The organism is Amycolatopsis sp. FU40 (assembly GCF_021903635.1).
GTDB lineage: Bacteria > Actinomycetota > Actinomycetes > Mycobacteriales > Pseudonocardiaceae > Amycolatopsis > Amycolatopsis dendrobii.
In genome coordinates this window covers 2,707,191-2,731,039 of sequence record NZ_CP091381.1, presented here as the reverse complement: position 1 = coordinate 2,731,039, position 23,849 = coordinate 2,707,191, and the positions used below count along the sequence as shown (strand labels likewise).

Here is a 23,849-nt window from a genome sequence, read left to right as displayed (position 1 = left end):
GAGCCGGGACAACGCGGTCCCGGCACCGGAAGGCGGGCACATGCACGAGAACCTGTTTCCTGCCCTGTCGAGACGCCGGGTGCTCGGCGCGGCCGTGGCCGGAGCGGCCGGCCTGGCGCTGGCCGCGTGCTCCGGCGGGCCGCCCGGGCAATCGCCGGTCGAAGCGGGCGACGCGGCTCCGGCCGGGCCGCGCAAACGCGGCGGCACGTTCCGGTTCGCCCCGTCGGACTTCGCCGGCACCGTGTCGATGGACCCGCAGGCCTCGGACTCGTCGTTCGCGCTCGCCACGGCGCTCACCGACACGCTGATGGGCCGGGATCATTCCTGGCGGCTCCAGCCGGGGCTGGCCGAGGAGTTCGAGCCCGCGCCGGGGAACTTCCGGAGCTGGACGATCCGGGTGCGTGCCGGAGTCGCTTTCCACAACGGCAAACCGCTGGGCGCGGACGACGTCATCCACACGATCCGGCGCAATCTCGACCCGAAGAACCCGGGCTTCTCCGCCGGGCTGCTGGCCTCGATCGACCCGAACGGCCTGACCGCGCTGGACAAGCGGACCGTGCGGCTGGAACTGAAGTCGCCGAACTCGCAGCTGCGCGACGGCTTCGCCGAAGCCCCGACCGGCATCGTCCCCGTCGGGTTCGACCCGAGGAACCCGGTGGGCACCGGACCGTTCAAGTACCAGAGCTTCCAGCCGGAGCAGCGGTTCGTCGGCGTCCGGAACGAGAACTACTGGCGCCACGACGGGCCGTACCTGGATTCGCTCGAGCTGATCGGGTTCAGCGATCCGATCACCGCTCGGACGAACGCGCTGATCAGCGGCCAGATCGACGGGATGGACCGGGTGCCGGCGAACCTGAGCGCGCAGGTCCGCGCCAGGGGCGAACTCGCGCTGATCGTGTCCGAGACCGGGGCGTTCGAGTTCACCGGCATGCGGTGCGATCCGGGCGCGCAGTTCAGCGACAACCGGGTCCGGCAGGCGTTCAAACTGATGCTCGACCGCGAGCAGATGGTGAAGACGCTCTACGCGGGCTTCGGCGAGCCGGGCAACGACATCGGCGCGTGGGCGCGGATCGACCCCGCGGTGGACGGCTCGATCCCGCAGCGGCGCCAGGACCTGGACCGGGCCAAGTGGCTGCTCAAATCCGCCGGGATGGAAGGCATGCGTGTCACCTACCGGGTCGGGCAGGTGGAGCCGAGCGCGATGAGCACCGCCACGCTGATGGTCGAGTACGCGAAGGCGATCGGGGTCGAGGCGACCATCGAGCCGGTGCAGAACCTCTCGTCGTTCTACGGGCCGGAGTACTTCAGCTCGCAGCTCAAGAACAGCTACGACTACACCCAGTCCCTCTACGACAACGCGTCCTACTGCTGGCTGCCCACCGGCGGGTTCAACGGCGAGCATTTCGACCATCCGAAGGTCAATTCGCTGTTCGCGCAAGCGATGAACACGACCGGCGGCAAGTACGAGGAGCTGATGCACGAGCTGTCGCGGGTGATCCACGAGGAAGGCCCGTGGCTGGTGTGGGGGCGGCACAACATCCCGGACGCCTACCGGAAGAAGTTCACCGGGGCTCGCAAGGACGCGTCCGGGCTCGGTTTCAACGGCTTCCGCTGGGACGAGATCTCGCTGGCCTGAACCGTCCGCCGCCGCTCGTGAGCGGCAATGCCGGTTCTGCCCGGCATTGCCATTCACGAGCCCTAAACCGCCGCCGTCGCGATCACGTCGATTTCCACCCGGCACGCCCCCGCGAGCCCCGCCGTCACCACGGACCGAACCGGCAGCGTCCCGCCCGAAAAATACCCGTCAAACGCGGAAAGCATTTCCGGAATATGCTCAGCCGAACTCACGTAACAGGTCGCTTTGAGCACCCCGGACATCACGCCGCCCGCCCCTTCGACCACCTCCCGGATCTGGTCCAGCACCACGCGCGTCTCGTCAGAAACTGTTGCCGTGCCGGGAGTTCGCTCGAATGTGTCCATCTCGAGAGCCATGCCGCCCGCGAAGACAAGGCCGCCCGCGACCGCGGCTCCGGAAAGGCCGAACCGATCGGCGGCGACCGGATCTTCGGTGAGGAAAGTGGGCACGGTAAACCTCCTGCTTTCTGCGGGGGAAACGAAGGAAAAAAGCCGGGATTTCTCGACATCATACCAAACGGTAGGTATCTTGAGAAAGCCACCAAGACCGCGACGCGCCGGGAGTTGTGCATGGCGACTTACCTCGAACAACGAAAGCAGCCGGGATCCTCCAGCGGTTCGGCGAGCGGCGATTTCGTCTTCGCCTCCGGAATCGCGATCGATCCGGCGACGATGCGCCGGGCGCCGGAAGCGGGCACCGTCGGCGAGGAGACCCGCCTGGTGCTCGCACTGCTGGAAGACCAGCTCGCGCAGGCGGGCTGCGGCCTCCGCGACATCGTCAAGACCACCTGTTACGTCCGCGAAGAGACCGACCGGATGGAATTCGTCCAGGCCTACCGCGACGTCTTCGCACCCGGCCCGTATCCGGCCCGGTGCACGGTCGCGCTGGGCATCGCGGGCGACTGCCGCGTCCAGATCGACGCGATCGCCTACCGGGGAGCGGAACAGTGAGAGTCGACCTTCTGCACGCGCTGGAGAACAAAGACGACGCGCGGCCCTGGCACGAAGTCCTGGAGCAGGCGCGGCGCCGGTTCGTCCTCGCCGATCAGCTCGGCATCGACGGGATCTGGATCGGCGAGCACCATTTCGACCACATGGGGGTCGACCAGTCGCCGAACCCCGCGCTGCTGCTTGCCGACCTGGCGAGCCGCACCAGCCGGATCCGGATCGGCATCGCGGCGGTCATCCTCCCGGCCTGGCATCCGATCCGGCTCGCCGAGGACCTGGCGATGCTCGACCAGATGACCGGCGGACGGCTGGACGTCGCGCTCAGCCGGGGCATCTTGCAAGCGGAGATCATCAATCTCAACGCCGAGGCGGACCGGTCGGACGACGCCCGCAGCAAGGCGATCTTCGCCGAACGGCTCGGCCTCCTGCGCGCCGCCTGGGCGCAGGATCCGCTGAAGTGGAGCAGCGAGCGCTTCGAATTCCCGCATCCGGACACGAAATGGCCGGGCGGCCCGAGCCGCTACACCGACGAGAGCGGCAAGGCGACCGGCATGGCGGTCATCCCGCGGCCCCGTCAGGCCGGCGGGCCGCCGCTCTACAGCGTCACCGACACCACCGGCGGGTTCGTCTCGGCGGCGCACCAGGGGCTGAAGACCATCACCTGGTTCCCGACCCGCGGCGTGCTCGACGGTCTCAACGCGTCCTATCGGGACGAAGCCGGGCGCGGTGGCGGAACTCCGCTGCAGAACGGTTCGGCGGTGCTCCGCGGATGCCTGATCGCGCCGACGGACGCCGAAGCACGCGAATTGGCCGAGCCCGAGGTGACCAGTTCGTTCGCCTACATCGAGAAGGTGCGCGGCATCAAGGTCTGGCTCGACGAGGGCGAAGATCCGGACGATCCGGCGATTCGCGCGACCGCGCCGTTCGACCTGCTTTTCGAACGCGACCATCTGCTCGTCGGTTCGCCGGACACGGTGGCCGAGAAGATGATCCAGTCCGCGCGCGCGAACAACGCGACGCACTGGGTCCTCGCACCGTCGCTGACCGAGGACGACCGCTGCGTGGAGCGGACCATGCGGCTGCTGGCCGAAGAGGTCCTGCCGAAGGTGAGGGCAGCCGTCGATGACTGACACCGCGGCATTCGAAGCGCGCTCCACCGGAGAGTTCGCGTTCGTGGGCTCTCCCGTGCCCGAACCGCATGGCGGCAGCCGGTCGCTGGCCGGGGAGATCCGCGCGGCGATGGCGGGCGTGCAGGCCGGTCTCGACAGCGTCGGCTGCGCGCTGACCGACGTCGTGAAGGCGACCTGCTATCTGGCCGAGGATGCCTATCGCGGCGATTTCTGGGCCGCCTGGGCGGAGTGGTTCCCGGCGGACGCCCATCCGGTCCGGCTCACCCTGGTCGCCGCGCTCCCGTACCAGGACCGGGTGCGGCTGGAAGTACTGGCGGAGCGGGCATGATCCTCGAACGTTCCGAATGGGGCGACCCCGAGGCGCCGCCGCTCGTGTGCGTCCACGGCGTGGGATCGCACGCGGGGGAGTTCCGCCGCGTCGCGACCAAGCGGTGGGCGCGGCGATTCCGGGTGATCGCCTTCGATCTGCGCGGGCACGGCCGGTCCGGCTGGAATCCACCGTGGACGCACGCCACCTACGCCGACGACCTGCTCGAATCCGTCGACGCGCTGGGCCTGGAGCGGCCGGATTGGCTCGGCTTCTCCTTCGGCGGCAGGCTGCTGCTCGACCTGGCGGCGCGGCGGCCGGAGAAGATCGGCCGCGCGGTGCTGATCGAGCCGGTCATCCGGATCTCGCCGCAGCTGGCGCGGCACCGGGCTGAGCAGGAGCTGACCGGCGACGGGTGGGATTCGGTCGAGGATTTCCTGGGCAGCCGGGAGAACACCGGCGAGCGGAAGACCGATCCGGAACTGCTGGCCGAGATCGAGACCCAGTTCGACCGGCTGCCGGACGGCCGGATCAAGCGGCGCACCAGCCAGGCCGCGATCGTGTCGATCTTCAGCGAGTTCGCCGCGCCCGCACCGCCGCCGGAGACCTTGACCCGCCCGGCGCAGCTGATCTACGCACCCGAGTTCGGCCTGGTGACTCCGGAGCAGCGCGCGGCCTACGAGCCGTACCTGGCCGACATCGTCGCGGTGCCTGGTCAGCACGCCGTCTTCTGGACGGCGTTCGACGAGACCGCGACCGCGGTGGAGCGTTTCCTGTCGTCGACGTGAGAGGGGAGTTCGATGGACAAGTTCGACTTCGTCGTGGTCGGCGGCGGGTCGGCCGGCTGTGTGGTCGCCGCGCGGCTGAGCGAGGACCCCGGTGTTTCCGTGCTGCTGCTGGAAGCGGGCGGCGACGAGCGGCGGGCGGACGTCTCGGATCCGGCCCGGTGGGAGGAACTGCAGGCCACCGACGCGAACTGGGGCTTCGAAACGGTTGTGCAGGCCGGGACCGGCCGGGCGCATCCCGCACCGCGCGGCCGGGTGCTCGGCGGGTCCGGCTCGATCAACTGCATGACCCATCTGCGCGGGCACCGGCTCGACTTCGACCATTGGGCGAGCCTCGGCGCGAAGGGCTGGGACTACGCGGGCGTGCTGCCGTATTTCCAGCGGTCCGAACACGTTCCCGGCGGTGACTCCCGCTACCGCGGAACGGGCGGTCCGTTGCGGCCGCGAGCGTCCGGAGAGCCGCATCCGATCGGCGAGGCGTTCGTCGAGGGCGCGGTGAGCTTGGGGCATCAGCGGACCGGCGACTTCAACGCCGCGGAGATGTCCGGCGTCGGCCATCCGGAATCCCTTGTCCTGGACGGATCTCGCGAAAGCACCGCCACCGCGTATCTGCGGCCCGCGATGGCTCGCGAGAACTTGACCGTACGCACCCACTCGACCGCACTGCGGCTGATTCTCCGGGACAGGCGCTGCCACGGCGTCGAGTATCTGCACGACGGCGTCCGCGAGCAGGTGTCGGCGGGCGAGGTGATCCTGTGCGCCGGTGCGGTCGGCTCGCCGCACCTGCTGCTGCTTTCCGGGATCGGCCCGGCGGACGAGCTCCCGGCGTCCGGCGTCGACGCGGTGCATGATCTGCCCGGAGTGGGCCGGAACCTCCAGGACCACATCCTGCTCGCGGGGATCCGCTACCACGCGCGGCGCCCGCGCACGTCCACCGGAATGGACGGGGCGACCCTGCTCGCCCGCACGGACGCGGCCGACCACGGACCGGACCTGAACCTGTGCGTGATGAACTTCGACTACCACCTGAGCTGGCAGCAGCCCGCCCCGGACAGCTTCACCTTCGCGATCGGGCACATGCGCCCGGCCGGCCGGGGTTCGGTACGGCTCGCGTCCGCCGATCCGCTGGCCGCGCCGCTGATCGACCCGGCCTACGTCCGGGAACGCGGAGACCTGGACGAACTCGTCAGGGGAGTGGAGCTGGTCGACGAGATCGTGCGCACCGGGGCGTTCGACGAGTGGGAAGGCCGGTCGGACACGACCGCGATGCTGCGGCTGCGCCGCGCGGAGCTGGAACAGGCCGTGCGGGAGTCGATCAGCAGCTACTTCCATCTGTCCGGCACCGCCCGGATCGGGGCCGACGACGATGCGGTCGTCGACCCGGACCTGCGCGTCCGCGGCATCGAAGGGCTTCGCGTAGCGGACGCCTCGGTGATGCCGACGGTCGTGTCCGCCAACACCAACGCGGCCAGCGTCATGATCGGCGAGAAGGCCGCCGATCTCGCGCGCGGCCGCTGCCTGCGCGCCTCATCGGTCCATTGACCGGTGCCGCGGCGAGTTTTAGGTTCTAGATACCAACCGGTCAGTCTTAACTGAGGAGGCGTCATGCCGAACCGCCCGCCCGGTGCCCGTCCCGGGACCCGTGCCGAACTGTTGCGCGGCCCGTTCGACCCGGGCGGCCAGCCGGAACTGCACCGGGACAAGCACATGCACCTGTCGCTGTTCGCGTGGAACGTCTCCAGCGGGCTGTCGGCGAGCAAGGCCGTGCTCAGCGATCCGGAGCGGCACCAGGAGTTCTGGAAATGGCCGTCCGCGGCGAAACTACTGCGCGCGACCGAGGAAGCCGGGTTCGACAGCCAGCTGCAGTACGGGATGTGGAGCGGCTACGACGGGGCGACCCGCTGGAACAACTCCCAGCTCGACTTCGCGACCGCGGCGACCGGTTCGGCGGCGATCACCGAACGGATCGGCATCTACACGACGATCCACGTGGGCTACCAGATCCCGCCGCTGCTGCTGGCGAAGATGACCGCGTCGATGGACCACCTTTCCGGCGGCAGGCTCGGCGTGAACATCGTGGCCGGGCAGAACGCCGTCGACTACGCGCAGTTCGGCTTGGTCGGCCCGCCGTCGCAGCAGGTCCGCTACGCGATCGCGGACGAGTTGGTGACCGCGCTGAAGCACCTGTGGTCCTCGGAAGAACCCGTCGACTTCGAGGGCGAGTACTTCCAGTTCTACGGCGCGCAGGTCGATCCGCTCCCGGCGAGCCGCCCGCGGCCGCTGCTGATCTGCGCGGCCGGGTCCGACATCGGCCTCGACTTCGCGACGAGGCAATGCGACGCGCTGTTCATCACCGCCGACGACAAGGATCTGGACGGCTATGCCAGGCGTGCGGCGAAGATTCACGCGATGGCCGCCGAACACGGGCGCAAGGTACGGATCTGCGCGATGTGTTACGTCGTGATGGACGAGACCGATGCGAAGGCCGCCGAGACGACCGAGTGGATGCGAAGCCAGATCGACCGGGACGCGCTGGAGGTCTGGCTGACGCGCAGCGGGCACATCATGAACAGCGAACGGCAGGAGGTCACCGAGGACCAGTTCGGCGAGGGGCGTGCGCGGAGCGGGGCGAACCAGGACCCGTACCTGGGCATCGGGAAGGAGCACTACGAAAGCCTCGGCATGGGGATGGGCGCCTACCAGCTGTTCGGGTCCTACGAGACGGTGGCCGACCAGCTGATCGACCTGTACGAGTCCGGAGTGGAGCAGGTCGCGTTGTGCTTTTTCGACCCGCACAAGGGCGTTCAGCAGATCCGCGACCACGTCCTGCCGCTGCTGCGCAAACGCGGCTACAACCTGTGACGCCGCAGCCGGGACCGGTCGCGCTCGTCACCGGCGGCGGAAGCGGGATCGGTCGCGCGACCGTCCTGCACCTGGCGGCCGAGGGATACCGGGTGGTGGTCGCCGACCTGAACGCGCCTGCCGCCGAGGAAACCGTCGAACTGGCAGGCGGCTCCGCCCTGGCCGTGCGCACGGACGTCAGCCGCGAGCCGGACGTCGCCGCCGCGGTGGCCGCGGCGATCGACCGTTTCGGGCGGTTGGACGTGCTGGTGAACAACGCCGGGCTGGGCGGCGCTTTCGGTCCGATCACCGAAATCGAGGTCGAGGACTGGGATTTCACCTTCGCGGTCCTGACGCGCGGGACCTTTCTCGGGATCAAGCACGCGGCGCGCGTGATGACCGCCGGGGCGAGCATTGTCAACATCGGTTCGGCCGCCGCGTACAGCGGGGCGACGCTGGCCTCGACCGCGTACTGCGCGGCCAAGGCGGCGGTGCTGAACCTGACGATGTCCGCGGCGGTCGAGCTGGCTCCGCGCCAGATCCGGGTCAATGCGGTCTGTCCCGGACTGGTCCGCACCCCGCTGCTCGAATCGGCCCGGGGCGAAGCGCTGGCCGCCGCCAGCCCGCCCGGCCAGCCGTGGCCGCGCTGGGGCCGGCCCGAGGACGTCGCGCGCGCAGTCGGCTATCTGGGCGGCCCCGCGGCGGAATTCGTGACCGGACAGACGATCGTCGTCGACGGCGGGCTCACCGCGGCGGGCCCCGGCCCGGATTTTCCGGCGGCGTTCGGCCTCGATCCGCGTGCGCGTGGGCTGGTCGGGGTGAACCGCGGGACGACCGGGGAGCGCAGCGAGGTGCGTCGCCGGATGTCCTGACCCTTGACATCCGGCGACGTGCATATGAAATATTCCGTACGCGTTCGGCTGTGCTGGTCCCCTTGCCGGTTCCCGTGTTGGAGGGTGAACGTGAGCTTCGAACTCCCTGGCCCGACTGTCTCCTCGCTGCTGCAACGGACTTACGACGTCCATTCCGGACAGACCGCGCTGGTGCACGCCGACGGGACGGAAACGTCCTTCGGCCGCCTGCGCGACTTGGCCTCCGGCCTCGCCGGCGGTCTCGCCGCACTGGGTCTCGGCCGCGGTGACCGGGTCCTGATCGCCGCGCGCAACTGTGCGGAGTACGTCATCGCTGATCACGCCCTGTTCTGGGGCGGTTTCGTCCGGGTGGCGGTGAGTTTCCGCTTGCACGCGCGGGAAATCGCCGAGATCGCCGAGGACTGCGCGGCGCGCGTCGTCTTCGCCGACGCGGATCGAGTCGACGAGTTGGCCGAAGCGCTGCACGCGGTCGGTGCCGAGGCGAAAGTCGTCAGCACCGGGTCGGTCGCCGAGCTGGCCGCGCACGACCCGGTGCCACCTGCTCCCGCGGAACGCGAAGATCTGGTCTGGATGCCGTACACCTCGGGAACGACCGGCCGCCCCAAGGGAGTCATGCACACCCACCGGAGCATCCTCGCGACGATCCGCAACATGATGGTCGAACTGCCGCCGATCACCGAGCGGGACACCATGCTGCAGGTCGCGCCGCTGAGCCATCTGGCCGGTTGGTACGGACTCGTCTACACCGTCCGCGGCGCCCGGCAGGTCTTCGCCGCGGAGTTCGACGCGCGCCGGGCAGTGGAGGCGATCGCGCGGTACCGGGTGACCGCCATGCCGATCGTGCCCACGATCCTCGCCATGCTGACCGAGGAACTCGAACGCGGCGACCACGGTGACCACGCGGTGAGTTCGATGCGCACGATCATCTACGGCGGCTCGGCCATCGCCCCCGCGAAGCTGGCCCGCGCGGTGGCCGCGTTCGGCGACGTGTTCGTCCAGAGCTACGGGCTCACCGAATTGCCCATGCCGGTGTCCAGCCTGTCGCAAGAGGACCACAAATTCGATCCGGCCGGACCCGCTCCGGAACGGCTCGCCTCGGCGGGCCGGGTCACCCCGTACATCGAGGTGCGAATCGTCGACGCGGACGGCAACGACGTGCCGCCGGGCGAGAGCGGCGAGATCTGGATCCGCGGCGACATGATGATGTCCGGCTACTGGCGCCAGCCGGAGGAGACCGCGGCGTTCCTGCGCCCGGATTCCTGGGCGAGCACCGGCGACATCGGCCGGATGAGCGACGGCTACCTCTACATCGTGGACCGCAAGCGCGACCTCATCGTCTCCGGCGGGTTCAACGTCTTCCCGAGCGAGGTGGAGAAGGTGATCGGCGCGCTGCCCGGGGTCGCCGAGACCGCCGTGGTCGGGGTCCCGGATCCGCGGTGGGGCGAGAGCGTTCTCGCCGTCGTCGTCCGGGAACCGGGCAGCGCCCTCACCGAGGACCAGGTTCTCGCCGCCTGCCGGGATTCGATCGCCGGGTACAAGAAACCCCGCCGGGTCGAGTTCGCGGACGGACTGCCGAAGAACTCCTCCGGCAAGCTGCTGCGCCGGGAACTGCGGGCGAGGTACTGGGAAGGACGCGCCCGGCTCGTGGACGGCTGAGGAGACCCACACTTCGGATTTCCCGAAACACCGCTTCGGGAAAGGGAAATTGACCTCCTCCGCCGGCGCCGCTTAACGTCGCGGTCTGTCTTCGACGAAAGGGACGACGAATGTCCGCAGACGCCTCGCCCGCTGTCCCGCGATTCGTGGCGGGGCCAAAGAAGAACCTCATCGGCGGCGCATGGGTCGAGGCGGCGTCCGGTCGCCGGATCGAGGTGCTCAACCCGGCGACCGGGAACGCGCTCTGCTCGATCGCGCAAGGGGACGCCGAAGACGTCGACCGCGCGGTGGCGGCGGCGCGCCGGGCGTTCGAGGGGGAGTGGCGCCGGTGGACGCCGCACGAGCGGCGGAAGCTGCTCCTGAAAATCCACGACCTCGTGCTGGACCATTTCGACGAGCTGGCGCTGATCGAGACGGTGGACATGGGCGCGCCGCTCGCGCGCACCAACGGGCTGCGGGAGTGGACGTCGCAGGTGCTGCAGTTCTTCGCGTCCCATTGCGACGCCGCGCGCACCGAGACGGTCCCCAACTCGCTGCCCGGGCAGTTCCTGACGCTCAAGCACCTCGAACCGGTCGGCGTGGTCGGCGGGATCATCCCGTGGAACGGTCCGCTGATCGGGCTGTGGTGGATCTTCGGACCGGCCTTGGCCACCGGGTGCACAGCGGTGCTGAAACCGGCCGAGGACGCGTCGCTGTCGGTGCTGCGGATCACCGAGCTGATGACCGAGGCGGGCGTGCCGGACGGGGTGATCAACGTCGTCACCGGCTACGGTGCGGAGGCGGGTCAGGCTCTTGCCGAGCACAACGGCGTCGACCGGATCGCGTTCACCGGGTCGACCGGGACGGCGCGGTCGGTCGTGCGGGCGTCCGCGGGGAATTTCAAGCGGCTGCAGCTGGAACTCGGCGGGAAGTCGCCGGACATCGTGTTCGCCGACGCCGATCTGGACAAGGCGGTGCCGGGTGCCGCGATGGGCGTGTACACCAACAGCGGCCAGGTCTGCGTCGCCGGGACCCGGATCCTGGTGCAGGAAGCGATCTACGGCGAATTCGTGGAGCGGCTGACCGCGTTCACGAAGACGATCCGGGTCGGCGACGGCCTCGACCCGGAAACCCAGCTGGGCCCGCTGATCTCGCAGCGGCAACTGGACCGCGTCCTGCGCTACATCGGCCTCGGCGGGGGCGAGGGCGCACGGCTGGAAGCTGGCGGCAACCGGCTGGGCGGCGCGTTGGCCGCGGGGTTTTTCGTGGAGCCGACAGTGTTCGCCGGTGCGTCGAACGACATGACCATCGCCCGGGAGGAGATCTTCGGCCCGGTGGCGTCGGTGATCCCGTTCGCCGACGCCGACGAGGCGCTGCGGCTGGCGAACGACACCCCGTTCGGCCTGGCCGGCGGGATCTGGACAGAGAGCCTGTCCACCGCGCACCTGGCCTCCCGGGGAATCGACGCCGGGACGATCTGGGTGAACTGCTACGGGGTGCTCGACCCGGCCGTGGGCTTCGGCGGCACGAAGGCGAGCGGGTATGGGTGGAAAGGCGCGCGCGAGCACGTTGAGAGCTTCCTGTACCCGAAGGCGGTCTATCTCAACCTCGGCTAGCGACGGAAGGAATTCCCTTGACCGGCGAAGCACGCACCCGCGAAGAACGAGTCCAGTGGGCGATCGACGTCGAAGAGATCAAGGCGGTGCTGGCCAAGTACTGCCACGGGATCGACAAACAGGACGAAGAAACGTTCCTGAGCATCTGGGCCGAGGACGCGGACTACGTGCTGCCGCGCGGCGAGGGCCACGGCATCGACGGTGTCCGCGCGCTGGTGCGGAAGGTGTGGGAGCAGGTGCCTCGCTGTCACCACCACATCACCAACGCGGTGATCGAAGTGGACGGCGACACCGCGGCGGCGAGAACCGACGTGTTCTACTTCCGGCTGACCGACGACGGCGTCGCCCAGTTGCTGTCGGGCGGGTACGAGCTGGAGTTCGTGCGCCGCGACGGCGAATGGAAGACGCGCCGGATGGAGTTCAGCCCGTTCGTCTCGACCAGTCCGGTGTTCGCCGGGAACCCGGACTAGCCGCCCCGGTCAGAGCTTCGGCGGGGAGAAAACCGGCGACAGCGCCGCGGCCCGTGCTCCGGCCGCGGGCGCCGTCGCCGCGGCGCTTGGCCCGGACAGCGCGTTGCGGATGAGGCGCTGTGCGGTCGCGAGGATGTCGTCGAGGCTGCCGCGGGCGGGGTTCCACCATTCGGTGGCCCAGTTGACCGCGCCGAGCAGGAACATCCGGGCCGCGCGCGGGTCGAGACCGGGATCGATCTCGCCGCTGTCGACGCCGGCCTGGATCAGATCGCGCCACAGCTGGCCCGTGGCGCGCTGGTGTTCCAGCTGGCGGCTCCGGATGTCGGGGGGCAGCTGGCCGAGGGTGCGCATCGCGGCGGCGGTGTAAGCGGATTCCTTGAGGACCATCTCGAGGTGGGCGGCGTAGGCGGCGCAGATCCGGTCCATCGCGGTCGCGTCCGGGGGCAGCGCGGCCAGCCGGGCGCGGACGTTGTCCCCGGCCATCCGGTCGCCGATGTTGACGACTTCCTCGAGGATCGCCTCCCGCGAGTCGAAGTAGTAGTAGACCGCGGGCACCCGCAGCTGCGCCAGGGTCGCGATCTCCGACAACCGGGTTCCGTCAAAACCCTTGCGGCTCGACAGGTCCGCCGCGGCATCGAGGATCCGTCGCCGGGTCCGGTCCGACTTGCGCTCCCGGTCTCCGCCATCCGCCTTCGTCACCTGACCACCTCTCCGTCGGGGAAAATCTACCGGCTGCTCGAAGAACGGGGCAAGCGAGACCAGGGCTTGCCAGTTTTTCGAAAGAGTGCTAGAAAATCTCCAGTCGCCGGCGGGCGAGCACGCCGCCGAGTCGCCATGCGAAATATATTAAATACTTTCGAGTATCCCCGGACCCCGCGGCAGCACCGGCCGCCGGGACGGCACGGAGGAGGAACCCATGTCGCCCACCCTGCGAACCCCGGTTTGCGAGTTGCTGGAGATCGACGTGCCGATCCTGCAGGCGGGCATGGGCAACGTCGCCTACGGCCGCCTCGCCGCGGCGGTGTCGAACGCGGGCGGGCTCGGTTCGATCGGCGGCATCGACATCACCCCGGAACAGGTCGACGAGGAGATCCGGGTGTTCCGGAAGCTCAGCGACCGGCCGCTGTGCGTCGACCTGGGCTTCCCGGCGAACGCGCCGAAGGGGCTTTCCGACGTGGCGGTGCCGGAGCTGCCGGGGCCGCTGAAGCAGCTGAAGTCCGAACTGGCCGAGCGCGGCGTCGAGGTCGTGCCGACCACTGACCAGGCGATCAGCTTGGCGGACAACAAGAAGAAGCTGGAGATCTCCCTCGGCCACGGCGTCGAGGTCATCGCCTGCGCGCTGGGCACCCCGACCTGGGTGGTGGAAGCCTGCCACGCCGCGGGCGCGAAGGTGATCAGCATCGTCGGGCAGGCGAAGCACGCGCGCAGCGCGATCCGCAACGGCACCGACCTGGTGGTCGTGCAGGGCACCGAGGGCGGCGGGCACACCGGCGACGTCGGGCTGATCACGCTGCTGGCCGAGGTGCTGGAGTTCTCGACGGTGCCGGTGATCGCGGCGGGCGGGCTGGTCAAGGGTGCGCAGATCGCGGCGTGCCTGGCCATGGGCGCGCAGGGCGCGTGGGTCGGGACGCGGTTCCTCGCCAGCGAGGAGTCCGGTTCGGAGGACGTGTTCAAGCAGGCGGTCGTCGAGGCCGATTACGACTCGACGCTGCGTTCGCTGCTGTTCGACGGCCTGCACGTGCGGATGCTGCGCAACCGGTTCACCGAGGTGTGGGAAGGGCACGAGGACGAGCTTTCGCCGTATCCGGTGCAGCGGGTGCTGACCATGCCGTTCAAGTACGCCGCGATGAAGGCGCACCTCAAAACGCACATGAGCATGCCTTCGGGCGCGGGGGCGGGCATGATCACCGATCTGCCGGGCGCCGCGGAAATCCTCGACCGGCTGGTCGAAGAGACCGTCGAAGCCCTGCGCGGCATCGAGAAGACGGTCGAGTTCAGCTGATGGCCGGCCCGCTGGCAGGGGTGAAGGTCGTCGAGATCGGCTCGATCGGCCCAGGCCCGTGGTGCGCGATGCTGCTGTCGGACATGGGCGCGGACGTGCTCCGGGTGGACCGGGCCGACCACGTGCGCGACCACGTTCCCGGCGAGCGGTCCTACGAGTTCGCCACGCTGCGGGGCCGCCGCTCGGCGGGCGTCGACCTGAAACGTCCCGGTGGCGCGGAGGTGGTGCTGCGCCTGGTCGAACAGGCCGACGCGCTGATCGAAGGCAGCCGCCCCGGCGTCGCCGAGCGGCTCGGGATCGGCCCGGACGAATGCCTGGCCCGCAATCCGCGGCTGGTCTACGGCCGGATGACCGGCTGGGGCCAGGACGGGCCGCTGGCGCAGGCGCCCGGGCACGACCTGAATTACCTCGCGCTCAGCGGGCTGCTGCACGCGATCGGGCCGGCCGGCGGACGGCCGGTCCCGCCGCTCAACCTCGTCGGCGACTACGGCGGCGGCGGGATGCTGCTCGCGTTCGGGATCGTGTCCGGACTGTTCGAAGCGGCGCGGTCCGGGCAGGGCCAGGTGCTCGACTCCGCCATGCTCGACGGCTCGTTGCTGCTCGGTTCGCTGTTCCACGGGCTTCGTCAGACCGGGCGGTGGCGGGACGAGCGGGAATCGAACCGCCTCGACGGCGGCGCGCCGTACTACGGCGCCTACGAGACCGCCGACGGCCGGTGGGTCGCGATCGCGGCCAACGAGCCGAAGTTCTACGAGGTCCTGCTCGAAACGCTCGGGCTCGCGGACGAGGACTTGCCCGCACAGCAGGACGAGCTCGGCTGGCCGGAGCTGCACCGCCGGTTCGCCGCCGTTTTCCGCACGCGGACGCGGGAGGACTGGGTCGAGGTCTTCCGGTCGAAGGAGACCTGTTTCGCCCCGGTGCTGACCCTCGACGAGGCGCCGCACCACGAGCACAGCGTCGCCCGGGACGCGTTCGTGCCGGTGGACGGGGTGCTGCAGCCCGCGCCCGCGCCGCGTTTCGGCCGCACGCCGGGCGCGGTGGCCGGGCCGGCGGCGGTACCCGGCGAGCATACCGAGAAAGCGTTGCAGGACTGGGGGTTCAGCCACGAGGAAGTGGCCGGCCTCCTCGCCGCGGGGACCGTCGTGCAGCAGGACTGACCGGACAGCGAACCACTGCCAGAGAGGAGAGCGCGAGCCGATGAGTGTAGTGGACAGCCGCGAGGAACTCGTGATCGACAGAGACCTGAAGGTCCCGCGGCCGGATGCGGTGCTGATCGGCGGCGAATGGCGGCCGTCTTCCGGGAGCGAAGTCACGACCGTCGTATCGCCGACGACCGAGCAAGTGGTGGCCGAGGTCGTCGCGCCCGTAGCGGACGACGCCGACGCGGCGGTCGCGTCGGCAGCGGAGGCGTTCGACGGCCCGTGGCCGCGGCTCCCGGTCACCCGGCGAATCGAGGTGTGCCAACGGTTCTGCGACTTGCTCGAGGAACGATCCGATGAGATCGGTCTCGTGTGGGCGGTCGAGGCCGGCATCCCGGTCCGCTGGAGCCGGACCCTGCACCGGTTCGCGGCGAAAGCCGCGTGGCGCACCGCACTAGGGGCGGCCGGGGAGGCGCTGGCACCGGAGACCCGCTCCACCCCGGTCGGCGAAGTGCGGATCGAGCGGGAACCGGTCGGCCCGGTGCTGGCGGTGATGCCGTACAACGGCCCGCTCACGACGGTGGGCAGCAAGGTGGTCCCGGCGCTGCTGGCCGGCGCGCCGGTGGTCGTGAAGGCGGCGCCGGAGTCGGCGCTGATGATGCGGCTCGTCGCCGAATGCGCTGTCGCTGCCGGGTTTCCGCCGGGTGTGCTGAGCGTGCTGGCCGCGGGCGTCGAGGTGTCGCAGCGGCTGGCGTCCGATCCGCGGTTCGAGATGATCTCGTTCACCGGCGGCCCGGCGACCGCGTCGGCCATCCTGCGCCAGAGCGCGGATCTGCTGCCGCGCACCGTTTTCGAGCTGGGCGGGAAGTCGCCCGCGGTGCTGCTCGACGACGTGGACCTGGACCAGGCGTTGCGGCCGCTGGTGGCCGGTGCGATGAGCGGGTCGGGCCAGGTGTGCGCGGCGCTGTCGCGGGTGTTGGTCCCGGCTTCGCGGCACGACGAGATCGTCGAGGCTCTCGCCGGTGCGTATCGCGCGCTGCGGATCGGCGATCCGCGGTCGAAGGACACCGACCACGGCCCTGTGGCGACGCGGGCGGCGTTCGACCGGACCTGCCGCGTCGTGGAGCGGGCCCGCGAACAGGGCGCGAACGTGGTGACCGGCGGCCGTCGGCCGGAGGGCTTCGCTGCCGGGTGGTTCTACGAGCCGACGCTGCTGACCGGTGTGGCGGAGGACCACGACGTGGCCCAGAACGAGGTGTTCGGCCCGGTCACCGCCGTGCTGCCGTACGACGACCTCGACGACGCGCTGCGGATCGCGAACGGCACCCAGTACGGCCTGGCGGCGAGCGTTTTCTCCGCGGACCGGGACCGTGCGCTGGGCGTGGCGCGCCGGATCCGGGCGGGATCGGTGGCGCTCAACACCTTCGGGCCGACCATGGCGGCGCCGTTCGGCGGGGTGAAGCGGTCCGGCTGGGGCCGGGAGTGCGGGCCCGAGGGCCTCCGCGAATTCACCGATGTAAAGCAGATTCTGGTCGGTTGAGGCGAAAGGGACAGGACATGGGCAACGAAGTGGCGCTGGTGACCGGCGGGGCGAGCGGGATGGGCCGCGCGTCGGTCGCGCGGTTCCTCGACCGCGGCTTCGACGTCGTCATCGCCGATCTCAACGAGCAAGTCGCCGAACGCGCGCTCGCCGAGTTCGACGCGGGCGGCCGGGTGCGGTTCGCGCACACCGATGTCAGCGACGAAGCGCAGTTCGAGGCCGCGATCGCGCAGACCGTCGAGAGCTTCGGCCGCCTCGACGTGCTGGTGAACGCGGCGGGCGTCGGCGGAGCGTTCGGCCCGCTGACCGAACTCGAAGTCGACGACTGGGACTACACCTTCGACGTGGTGCTGCGCAGCGTGTTCCTCGGCGTCAAGCACGCCGGGCGGGTGATGCGGGCGCAGGGGACCGGCGGGGCGATCGTGAACTTCGGCTCGGTTGGCGCCTTCGCGGCGGGAGCCGGGGTGCAGGCGTACTCGGTGGCCAAGGCGGGCGTGCAGCATCTGACCAAGATCGCCGCGTTCGAGTACGCCGCGGACCGGATCCGGGTCAACGCGGTCGCACCCGGCATCATCACGACGCCCTTGATCGGGCTCACCGCCGAGGACCTGAAACCCGTGCTGGGCACCGTGCAGCCGCTGCCGTACGCGGGCGAGCCCGACTTCGTCGCCGGCGTGGTGTCGTTCCTCGCCAGCGACGACGCGAAGTTCATCACCGGCGAGGTGGTCACCGTCGACGGCGGGATGATCGCGGCGGGCCCGCAGCTGGGGAATCTGGTCAACAACAACCCGGCGCTCAACGGCCTGGTCGGGGTCAACCGCGGCAGCACCGGCCAGAAGTCGAAGGTGCACCGCACCGTCGAGGTGGCGGGGAGCCCGCGGTGACTGCGGACGGGCCGTCGATCGCGCAGCGGCGAGCCGACTTGGAGCGCGAGTTCGCGCCGTGGCGGCCGCGCACGCTCGACGAGCACTTCGAGCACGTGGCGGCCCGGTTCGCCGCGCGCCCGTACGTGATCACCGGCGACCGGGTGTTCACCTACGAGGACGTGCTGCGGCAGGCGCACCGGTTCGCCGACGGGCTGGCCGCGCTCGGCGTCCGCGCGGGCGACCACGTGGGCCTGCTGATGGCGAACTATCCGGAGTACGAGCCGCTGAAGCTGGCCATCGCGCGGGCCGGTGCGGTGGCGGTGCCGCTGAACTACCTTTACCGCACTCAGGAACTGGGCTTCGTGCTGCGGCAGTCGTGCAGCCGCGTGCTGATCACGATGACGTCCTTCCGGAACCAGGACTACCTCGCGATGCTGGACGAGCTGGCTCCCGGATGGGAGCGGGCCGGTTCGATCGGGTTCGGCGACCTGGAGCGCGTGCTCACCCTGGATCCGGAGGGCAAGGGCGAAGGCCGGGAAGGCGTGCTCGACGTTCCCGAACTGGAGCGGATCGGCGCCGCCAGCCCCGGGGCGGCGCGCGGCGGGCTGCGCGGCCCGCTGGAGATGTCGGACATCATGTACACCTCCGGCACCACCGGCGAGCCCAAGGGCGTGCAGCTGAGCCACGACGCGCTGCTGCGCCAGGTGTACGGCTCGGCCTACTGCCGTGCGCTGCCGGACGGCAACCGGTCGGTGTTCGCGCTGCCCTGCTACCACATGTTCGCCTACGAACAAGGCGTGCAGGCGGCGACCTTCGTCGGCGGCGCCGTCCTGCCGCAGCCGAGGTTCGATGCCGGTGAGTACCTGCGGGCGATCGAGCAGCACCGGGTGAACGACGTGCTCGCGGTGCCGACGATGAGCGTCGCGCTGGTCGAGCACCCCGCGCGCCGCGACACCGATCTGTCCTCTTTGGACCGGATGCTGTCGGCGGCCGCGGTCGCGCCGACCTGGCTGTGGGAGCGCATCCGCAGCGACCTCGGCGTCCGAGAACTGACCACGGCCTACGGGATGACCGAGGTCGGCGGGGCGACCGTGATGACCCAGCCGGACGATCCGCTGGAGGTGACCGCGTCCACGGTCGGCCGCCCGAAACCCAGCGGGGCGGCCAGCGAGGCCGGCGGCCCCATCGCGGAGTACCGGATCCTCGACCCGGCGACCGGCGAACCGGTTCCGCCCGGAGAACCGGGCGAACTCGTCGCGCGCGGTCCGACGACCATGCTCGGCTACTGGAACCGGCCGGAGGAGACGGCGGCCGCGTTGCGGGACGGCTGGCTGTACTCCGGCGACCTCGGCCGCGCGCTGCCCGACGGGTCGCTGGTGATCACCGGGCGGTCGAAGGATCTGTTCAAGAGCGGCGGCGAACTCGTGATGCCCAAGGAGGTCGAGGACTTCCTCTCCGGGCAGCCCGGGGTCAGCCAGGCGTTCGTCGTCGGGGTGCCGGACGACCGCTGGGGCGAGGCGGGCTGCGCGTTCGTCGTCCCGGAACCGGGAGCCGTCCCCGATCCGGCGGCACTGGTCGAGGACTGCCGGGAGAACCTGGCCCGGTTCAAGGTCCCCCGGCACGTGTTCGTGCTCGGCGCCGACGAGGTGCCGCAGACCCCCACCGGAAAAGTGCAGAAGTTCAAGCTCGTGCCGATCGCGCGGGACCGGCTCGGCGCGGACGTTTTCGTCCGCGCGCTGAGCCCTGCCGATTCCGCTTAGCACGAAACCCTTTCATCGAGGCGAAAAAGGAGCGATCAATGGCGATCACCAATCCCCGCCCGACCGAACCGACGCTGTCGGTCGTCCGGGAGGCCGTCGAAGGGACCTGCGCGGCGTGCGGCGCGCAGCGGTTGGAGGCGTACCCGGTGCTGTCCGAGGCCGGCTGGTTCGACGTGGTCAAATGCGCGGCCTGCCTGACCGACGTGCGGCGCGTCCCGGGGCCGAAGCTCGGCCCGATCGAACTGCTGGCCGACCGGATCTGAGGAGCGCGGACATGGCTGAGCGCAAGAACATGATCGGCGTCGACGTGGGCGGCACGTTCACCGACATCGTCTCGATCTCCGGCGGCCGGATCGAAACCGTCAAGGTCGCCACCAACGTCACCGAAAGCTACAAGGCCGTGCTGGAGGGCGCGTCCGAAGTGGACGTCGCCGCCGCGGCGGCGTTCAACCACGCGAGCACGCACGGCCTCAACGCGGTCATCACGCGGCGGCTGCCGAAGATCGCGTTCCTGACCACTGAGGGCCACCGCGACATTCTCGACATGGCCCGCGCGATGCGGCCGCCGGAGGCCAACACCGATCCGCGCTGGCACCGCAGCTTCGGCGACGTGACCGCGCCGATCGTGCCGCGCTACCTGCGCCGCGGAATTCGCGAACGCTTCGGCGCGGACGGGACGGCGGTGATCCCGCTCGACGAGCAGCAGGCCCGGGAGGAACTGCGGATCCTCGCCCGGTGCGGCGTCGAAGGCGTCGCGATCTGCCTGCTCAACTCCTATGTGGACGGAAGCCACGAGCGGCGGCTGCGCGAACTGGTCGCCGAGGAGATCGGCGACGTCGCGTGCTCGATCTCCAGCGAGGTCTCCCCGCTGGCTCGGGAGTACCCGCGCGCTTCGACCACAGTGATCGACGTGCTGATGAAGCGGATTTACGGCCCGTACACCCGCGAACTGGCCGCCGGGCTCACCGGGCTCGGGTTCGAAGGCGACCTCAACTTCGCCGACTGCGCGGCCATGCTGGCCCCGGTCGAGGTCGCGATGGAGCGGCCGTCGCGCATCGTGTTCTCCGGGCCCGCGGCCGGAACCGTGGCGTGCGCGCACCTTGGCGAGCTGATCGGCGAGCCGAACCTGATCTGCACCGACATCGGCGGCACCTCCAGCGACATCAGCGTGGTCACCGGCGGGAAACCGTTCGTCAACACGACGTTCGAGCTGGAACACGACCTGATCGTCAACACCCTGTCGAACGAAATCGTCAGCGTCGGCGCGGGCGGCGGCAGCATCGTCAGCATCACCCCGACCGGCGAGGTCAAGGTCGGCCCGGAAAGCGCGGGCGCGGACCCCGGCCCGGCCTGCTACGGCCGCGGCGGCGCAGCGCCGACCACCACCGACACCTTCCTGATGATGGGGATCCTCGACCCCGACCGGTTCGCCGCCGGGCGCTCGCGGCTCGACCCCGGGCTGGCTCGGGCCGCGTTCGAGAACCTCGACACCCAGGCGACGCTGTCCGAACGGGTCCGGTTCGCCTACCGGATGGCGCTCAACAACGTGGCCGAGGGCATCGTCGACGTCCTGGTGAAAAACGGTGTCGACCCGCGCGACCACGCGCTGGTCGCCTACGGCGCGGCCGGTCCGATGATGCTGCCGGGCCTGCTGGAGCAGATGCACGTCAAGAGCGTGCTCGTCCCGCCGCATCCCGGCCTGTTCTCCGCGCTGGGCCTGGTCAGCGCCGACCAGGTGTACGCCGACAGCCGGACCGCGTACGCGGTGCTGACCCCGGACGCGGCGGAGGAGATCGACGCGGTCTACGCGGGCATGGAAGAGGCGATGACGCGGTCGCTGGGCAAAGACGCCGAACGCGTCACGTTCACCCGCTCCTTCGATGGGCAGCTGATGGGCCAGGCCTGGGAGACGCCGTTCGTCGAGGTGCCGAACGGGAAGATCACCCCGGAAGCGGTCGAGACGATGATCGCCAACTTCCACGACGGATACGAACAGCGCTCGGGCAACCGCTTCGAAGGGATGCCGGTGCAGGGCGTCACCTACCGGCTCACCGCCGTGGTGCCCACGCCGAAGGTCGACTACCCGGAACCGCCGCGGCGGCCCGCGGGCGAATCGCCTCAGCCGGTCGGCGCCATCACCATCCGGCACCTCGAGGAAACCGACCTGAAGGCCGGCGAATACGAGCGCGATCAGCTCATGCGCGACGACGTCATCGAAGGCCCGGCGGTGATCCGCGAGCCGATGTCGACCACTTTCGTGCCGCCCGGCCTGATCGCCACCGTCGGCCGGATCGGCGAAATCGTCATCACCCGGGCGACCGGCCAGCAGAGGAGCGAAGGCAATGCCTGACACCACCACCGAAACGCTGCTTCGCGACCTCACCGACGAGCAGTTCCTCGAGCGCTACGACTGCGACCGGTTCACCGCGTCGGTGCTCGCCAACCGGCTCCGGTACTCGGCGCAGCACGTCACTACCGGCCTGCTGCACCGGGCGTTCTCGCCGATCATCGCGCTCTGCTACGACTTCGCCGCCTGCGTGTGCGCGCCGCCGGAGCAGGACTACGCGATGAGCGCGGTCACGAACGGACTGTCCATCTTCCTCGGCACGATGTCGGCGGGCGTGCGCGTCGCGGTCGAGGAGTTCGGCCCGGAGAACCTGGTCCCGGGCGATCTGCTGATCTGCAACGACGTCTACCGGATGGGCAACCACTACAACGACGTCTGCTTCATCCGCCCGGTGTTCCACGAGGAGCGGATCGCGAGCTTCATCGCGCTGCGGGCGCACCAGCTCGACGTCGGCGGCATCGCGCCCGGCGGGTTTTCCGCGGCGAAGCACAACATCTATGAGGACGGCATCTCGATCAGCCCGCGACTGCTTTACCACGCGGGCGAGCCAGTCAAGGAGACGTTCTCGCTGATCTTCGACAACGTCCGGATGGCCGAGCTGATGCTGCCGGACTTCCACACCATGCAGAGCTGCTGCGCGCTCGGCGAAGGCCTGATCCAGGAGATCATCGAGCGCTACGGCAGCGAGGCGTACCTGGGCAGCTTGCGCTACGCCTGCGACGCGTCGGCGGAAAGCATGCGGCTGGCGTTCGCCGCGATGCCGGACGGGGACTACTCGGCGACCGGCTCGCTGGACGCCGACGGCGTCGACGACAGCGAGGAATACGTTGTCGCGCTCACCTTGCGCAAGCGGGGCGCGAAGCTGGAAGCCGACTTCAGCGGCTCCTCTCGGCAAGCGCGCACCTGCATCAACGCCGGCGCGCTCGACGCGAAGACCGCGGTAGGCGTCGGGCTGAAAATGCTGCTGTCGCCGGAAAGCGAGTTCACCTCGGGCACCTTCCGCGACGTCGATCTCGTGATCCCGGCCGGGTCGATGGTCAGCGCCTTGCCGCCGGACGGCGCGGTCTTCTGCTACTACGAGGTGTCCGCGCTCATCAACACGGTGCTGTGCCGGGCTTTGGGCTCGGTGCTGGGGGAGGCAGCGCTCGGCGGCGACTTCGGCTCGGCGTACGTGCACAACGCCTACGGAGTCGGCCCGGACGGCACGCCGTGGATGTGCTCGGCGATGGCGGGCGGCGAACACGGTCCGCGGGGCGGTTCCAGCGCGGGCGACGGCGACGGGTTCTCCTGCAGCTACATCTTCAACCTCATGTCGCCCTCGACGGAATCCTTGGAAGCGGACTTCCCGCTGCGCATCATGCGGCGCGAATTCCTGCCGGACACCGCCGGTCCCGGTTCGTTCCGCGGCGGCGCGTCGGTCGCGAAGGACGTCATGTACACCCAGCCGGGTCAGCACCAGACCATCCCGTTGAGGTTCCGCAACGCCAGCGGGGTCGGGGTTCGCGGCGGCAGCGACGGCGCGCTCGGCGGGGTGTGGATCTTCGGCCGGGACGGGGCGGCGACCACTGGGCCGGAAACCCTGCTGCCGGCGGGGGATTCGTCCTACGCGGACGCGGTCGCCGTCGCGGGCACGCTGGACCCGAAGACGCAGGCGCCGCGCCCGGACGGCGAGTACTTCTACTACGGCCGGGACCCGGGTTGGGCCACCGAGGCCGGGGCCACCTGGCGGTACGTGACCAACGGAGGCGGCGGCTGGGGCGATCCCCTCGACCGCGATCCTCAGCACGTGCTCCGGGACGTCCGCGACGAGTACGTAACGCTGGCCGCCGCCGAACGCGACTTCGGCGTCGTGATCACCGGCGACCCGCACGCCGATCCGGAAGGCCTGGTGCTCGATCTCGCCGCGACCGAGAAGACCCGCGCCGCCCGGCACTGAAGGACAACCCAGGAGAAGGA

General features: G+C 70.0%; 21 protein-coding genes. 19 read left to right on the top strand and 2 right to left on the bottom strand.

All coding sequences use genetic code 11. From position 1 onward, the window contains the following. Positions 1 to 40: 40 nt before the first annotated feature. Positions 41 to 1,636, top strand: a complete 1,596-nt coding sequence (locus L3Q65_RS13525) for an ABC transporter substrate-binding protein (protein WP_237599842.1) — start codon at positions 41 to 43, stop codon at positions 1,634 to 1,636. 62 nt (positions 1,637 to 1,698) lie between these two features. Here the strand turns inward: L3Q65_RS13525 and L3Q65_RS13520 are convergent, their stop codons facing one another. Further along, positions 1,699 to 2,226 carry a RidA family protein gene (locus L3Q65_RS13520; RefSeq protein WP_237599841.1) on the bottom strand — a complete coding sequence of 176 codons (528 nt, stop codon included), beginning with the start codon at positions 2,224 to 2,226 and terminating at the stop codon, positions 1,699 to 1,701. Here L3Q65_RS13520 and L3Q65_RS13515 point away from each other — a divergent pair. From L3Q65_RS13515 to L3Q65_RS13470, 10 genes are all read left to right on the top strand, one after another. Continuing rightward, positions 2,206 to 2,586, top strand: a complete 381-nt coding sequence (locus L3Q65_RS13515; RefSeq protein ID WP_237599840.1) for a RidA family protein — start codon at positions 2,206 to 2,208, stop codon at positions 2,584 to 2,586. The two genes, L3Q65_RS13520 and L3Q65_RS13515, sit on opposite strands and share 21 nt — an antisense overlap. Then, a complete protein-coding gene (locus L3Q65_RS13510) occupies positions 2,583 to 3,713 on the top strand; it encodes an LLM class flavin-dependent oxidoreductase (protein WP_237599839.1) in 1,131 nt (376 codons plus the stop codon). The genes L3Q65_RS13515 and L3Q65_RS13510 overlap by 4 nt, the downstream gene beginning before the upstream one ends. Beyond that, complete coding sequence (locus tag L3Q65_RS13505; RefSeq protein WP_237599838.1) at positions 3,706 to 4,041, top strand: RidA family protein; 336 nt, start codon at positions 3,706 to 3,708, stop codon at positions 4,039 to 4,041. The genes L3Q65_RS13510 and L3Q65_RS13505 overlap by 8 nt, the downstream gene beginning before the upstream one ends. Then, the gene (locus L3Q65_RS13500; protein ID WP_237599837.1) at positions 4,038 to 4,808 is read left to right on the top strand and encodes an alpha/beta fold hydrolase; all 771 of its coding nucleotides are present in this window, start codon (positions 4,038 to 4,040) and stop codon (positions 4,806 to 4,808) included. Before L3Q65_RS13505 ends, L3Q65_RS13500 begins: the two co-directional genes overlap by 4 nt. 12 nt (positions 4,809 to 4,820) lie before the next feature. Then, complete coding sequence (locus L3Q65_RS13495; protein WP_237599836.1) at positions 4,821 to 6,347, top strand: GMC family oxidoreductase; 1,527 nt, start codon at positions 4,821 to 4,823, stop codon at positions 6,345 to 6,347. 63 nt (positions 6,348 to 6,410) lie between these two features. Further along, entirely contained in the window at positions 6,411 to 7,667 is a 1,257-nt protein-coding gene (locus L3Q65_RS13490) for an LLM class flavin-dependent oxidoreductase (protein WP_237599835.1), read from the top strand. Beyond that, positions 7,664 to 8,518 (top strand): SDR family NAD(P)-dependent oxidoreductase, encoded by an 855-nt coding sequence (locus tag L3Q65_RS13485; protein WP_237599834.1) that lies wholly within the window; start codon positions 7,664 to 7,666, stop codon positions 8,516 to 8,518. The genes L3Q65_RS13490 and L3Q65_RS13485 overlap by 4 nt, the downstream gene beginning before the upstream one ends. A gap of 90 nt (positions 8,519 to 8,608) precedes the next feature. Beyond that, positions 8,609 to 10,174 carry a class I adenylate-forming enzyme family protein gene (locus L3Q65_RS13480; RefSeq protein ID WP_237599833.1) on the top strand — a complete coding sequence of 522 codons (1,566 nt, stop codon included), beginning with the start codon at positions 8,609 to 8,611 and terminating at the stop codon, positions 10,172 to 10,174. Positions 10,175 to 10,284: 110 nt separating this feature from the next. After that, positions 10,285 to 11,769 carry an aldehyde dehydrogenase gene (locus L3Q65_RS13475; RefSeq protein ID WP_237599832.1) on the top strand — a complete coding sequence of 495 codons (1,485 nt, stop codon included), beginning with the start codon at positions 10,285 to 10,287 and terminating at the stop codon, positions 11,767 to 11,769. Between the two features lie 17 nt (positions 11,770 to 11,786). Continuing rightward, entirely contained in the window at positions 11,787 to 12,239 is a 453-nt protein-coding gene (locus L3Q65_RS13470; protein WP_237599831.1) for a nuclear transport factor 2 family protein, read from the top strand. 9 nt (positions 12,240 to 12,248) lie between these two features. Here L3Q65_RS13470 and L3Q65_RS13465 read toward each other — a convergent pair whose 3' ends face one another. Continuing rightward, on the bottom strand, positions 12,249 to 12,938 hold the full coding sequence (locus L3Q65_RS13465; RefSeq protein WP_237599830.1) for a TetR/AcrR family transcriptional regulator: 690 nt from the start codon (positions 12,936 to 12,938) through the stop codon (positions 12,249 to 12,251). Positions 12,939 to 13,155: 217 nt separating this feature from the next. Between L3Q65_RS13465 and L3Q65_RS13460 the strand changes: the two genes are divergently transcribed. The 8 genes from L3Q65_RS13460 to L3Q65_RS13425 are packed head-to-tail and all read left to right on the top strand — an operon-like array spanning position 13,156 to position 23,829. Beyond that, complete coding sequence (locus tag L3Q65_RS13460; RefSeq protein WP_237599829.1) at positions 13,156 to 14,241, top strand: nitronate monooxygenase family protein; 1,086 nt, start codon at positions 13,156 to 13,158, stop codon at positions 14,239 to 14,241. After that, positions 14,241 to 15,398: a CaiB/BaiF CoA-transferase family protein gene (locus tag L3Q65_RS13455; RefSeq protein WP_237599828.1), complete on the top strand. Its 1,158-nt coding sequence runs from the start codon at positions 14,241 to 14,243 to the stop codon at positions 15,396 to 15,398. The genes L3Q65_RS13460 and L3Q65_RS13455 overlap by 1 nt, the downstream gene beginning before the upstream one ends. Before the next feature lie 40 nt (positions 15,399 to 15,438). Then, positions 15,439 to 16,920: an aldehyde dehydrogenase family protein gene (locus tag L3Q65_RS13450; protein ID WP_237599827.1), complete on the top strand. Its 1,482-nt coding sequence runs from the start codon at positions 15,439 to 15,441 to the stop codon at positions 16,918 to 16,920. A 17-nt stretch (positions 16,921 to 16,937) separates the two neighbouring features. Further along, positions 16,938 to 17,804, top strand: coding sequence for an SDR family NAD(P)-dependent oxidoreductase (locus L3Q65_RS13445; protein ID WP_237599826.1), 867 nt, complete (start codon positions 16,938 to 16,940; stop codon positions 17,802 to 17,804). Next, entirely contained in the window at positions 17,801 to 19,546 is a 1,746-nt protein-coding gene (locus L3Q65_RS13440; protein ID WP_237599825.1) for a class I adenylate-forming enzyme family protein, read from the top strand. Before L3Q65_RS13445 ends, L3Q65_RS13440 begins: the two co-directional genes overlap by 4 nt. A gap of 38 nt (positions 19,547 to 19,584) precedes the next feature. After that, positions 19,585 to 19,809, top strand: coding sequence for a hypothetical protein (locus L3Q65_RS13435; RefSeq protein ID WP_237599824.1), 225 nt, complete (start codon positions 19,585 to 19,587; stop codon positions 19,807 to 19,809). 11 nt (positions 19,810 to 19,820) lie between these two features. Continuing rightward, positions 19,821 to 21,896, top strand: coding sequence for a hydantoinase/oxoprolinase family protein (locus tag L3Q65_RS13430; protein ID WP_237599823.1), 2,076 nt, complete (start codon positions 19,821 to 19,823; stop codon positions 21,894 to 21,896). Then, positions 21,889 to 23,829, top strand: coding sequence for a hydantoinase B/oxoprolinase family protein (locus L3Q65_RS13425; protein ID WP_237599822.1), 1,941 nt, complete (start codon positions 21,889 to 21,891; stop codon positions 23,827 to 23,829). Before L3Q65_RS13430 ends, L3Q65_RS13425 begins: the two co-directional genes overlap by 8 nt. Positions 23,830 to 23,849: the final 20 nt, after the last annotated feature.

Coding starts and splice junctions, on each gene's coding strand:
- L3Q65_RS13525 (WP_237599842.1), top strand. CDS start 41: ATGCACGAGAACCTGTTTCCTGCCCTGTCGAGACGCCGGGTGCTCGGC.
- L3Q65_RS13515 (WP_237599840.1), top strand. CDS start 2,206: ATGGCGACTTACCTCGAACAACGAAAGCAGCCGGGATCCTCCAGCGGT.
- L3Q65_RS13505 (WP_237599838.1), top strand. CDS start 3,706: ATGACTGACACCGCGGCATTCGAAGCGCGCTCCACCGGAGAGTTCGCG.
- L3Q65_RS13500 (WP_237599837.1), top strand. CDS start 4,038: ATGATCCTCGAACGTTCCGAATGGGGCGACCCCGAGGCGCCGCCGCTC.
- L3Q65_RS13495 (WP_237599836.1), top strand. CDS start 4,821: ATGGACAAGTTCGACTTCGTCGTGGTCGGCGGCGGGTCGGCCGGCTGT.
- L3Q65_RS13490 (WP_237599835.1), top strand. CDS start 6,411: ATGCCGAACCGCCCGCCCGGTGCCCGTCCCGGGACCCGTGCCGAACTG.
- L3Q65_RS13475 (WP_237599832.1), top strand. CDS start 10,285: ATGTCCGCAGACGCCTCGCCCGCTGTCCCGCGATTCGTGGCGGGGCCA.
- L3Q65_RS13460 (WP_237599829.1), top strand. CDS start 13,156: ATGTCGCCCACCCTGCGAACCCCGGTTTGCGAGTTGCTGGAGATCGAC.
- L3Q65_RS13455 (WP_237599828.1), top strand. CDS start 14,241: ATGGCCGGCCCGCTGGCAGGGGTGAAGGTCGTCGAGATCGGCTCGATC.
- L3Q65_RS13450 (WP_237599827.1), top strand. CDS start 15,439: ATGAGTGTAGTGGACAGCCGCGAGGAACTCGTGATCGACAGAGACCTG.
- L3Q65_RS13445 (WP_237599826.1), top strand. CDS start 16,938: ATGGGCAACGAAGTGGCGCTGGTGACCGGCGGGGCGAGCGGGATGGGC.
- L3Q65_RS13435 (WP_237599824.1), top strand. CDS start 19,585: ATGGCGATCACCAATCCCCGCCCGACCGAACCGACGCTGTCGGTCGTC.
- L3Q65_RS13430 (WP_237599823.1), top strand. CDS start 19,821: ATGGCTGAGCGCAAGAACATGATCGGCGTCGACGTGGGCGGCACGTTC.
- L3Q65_RS13425 (WP_237599822.1), top strand. CDS start 21,889: ATGCCTGACACCACCACCGAAACGCTGCTTCGCGACCTCACCGACGAG.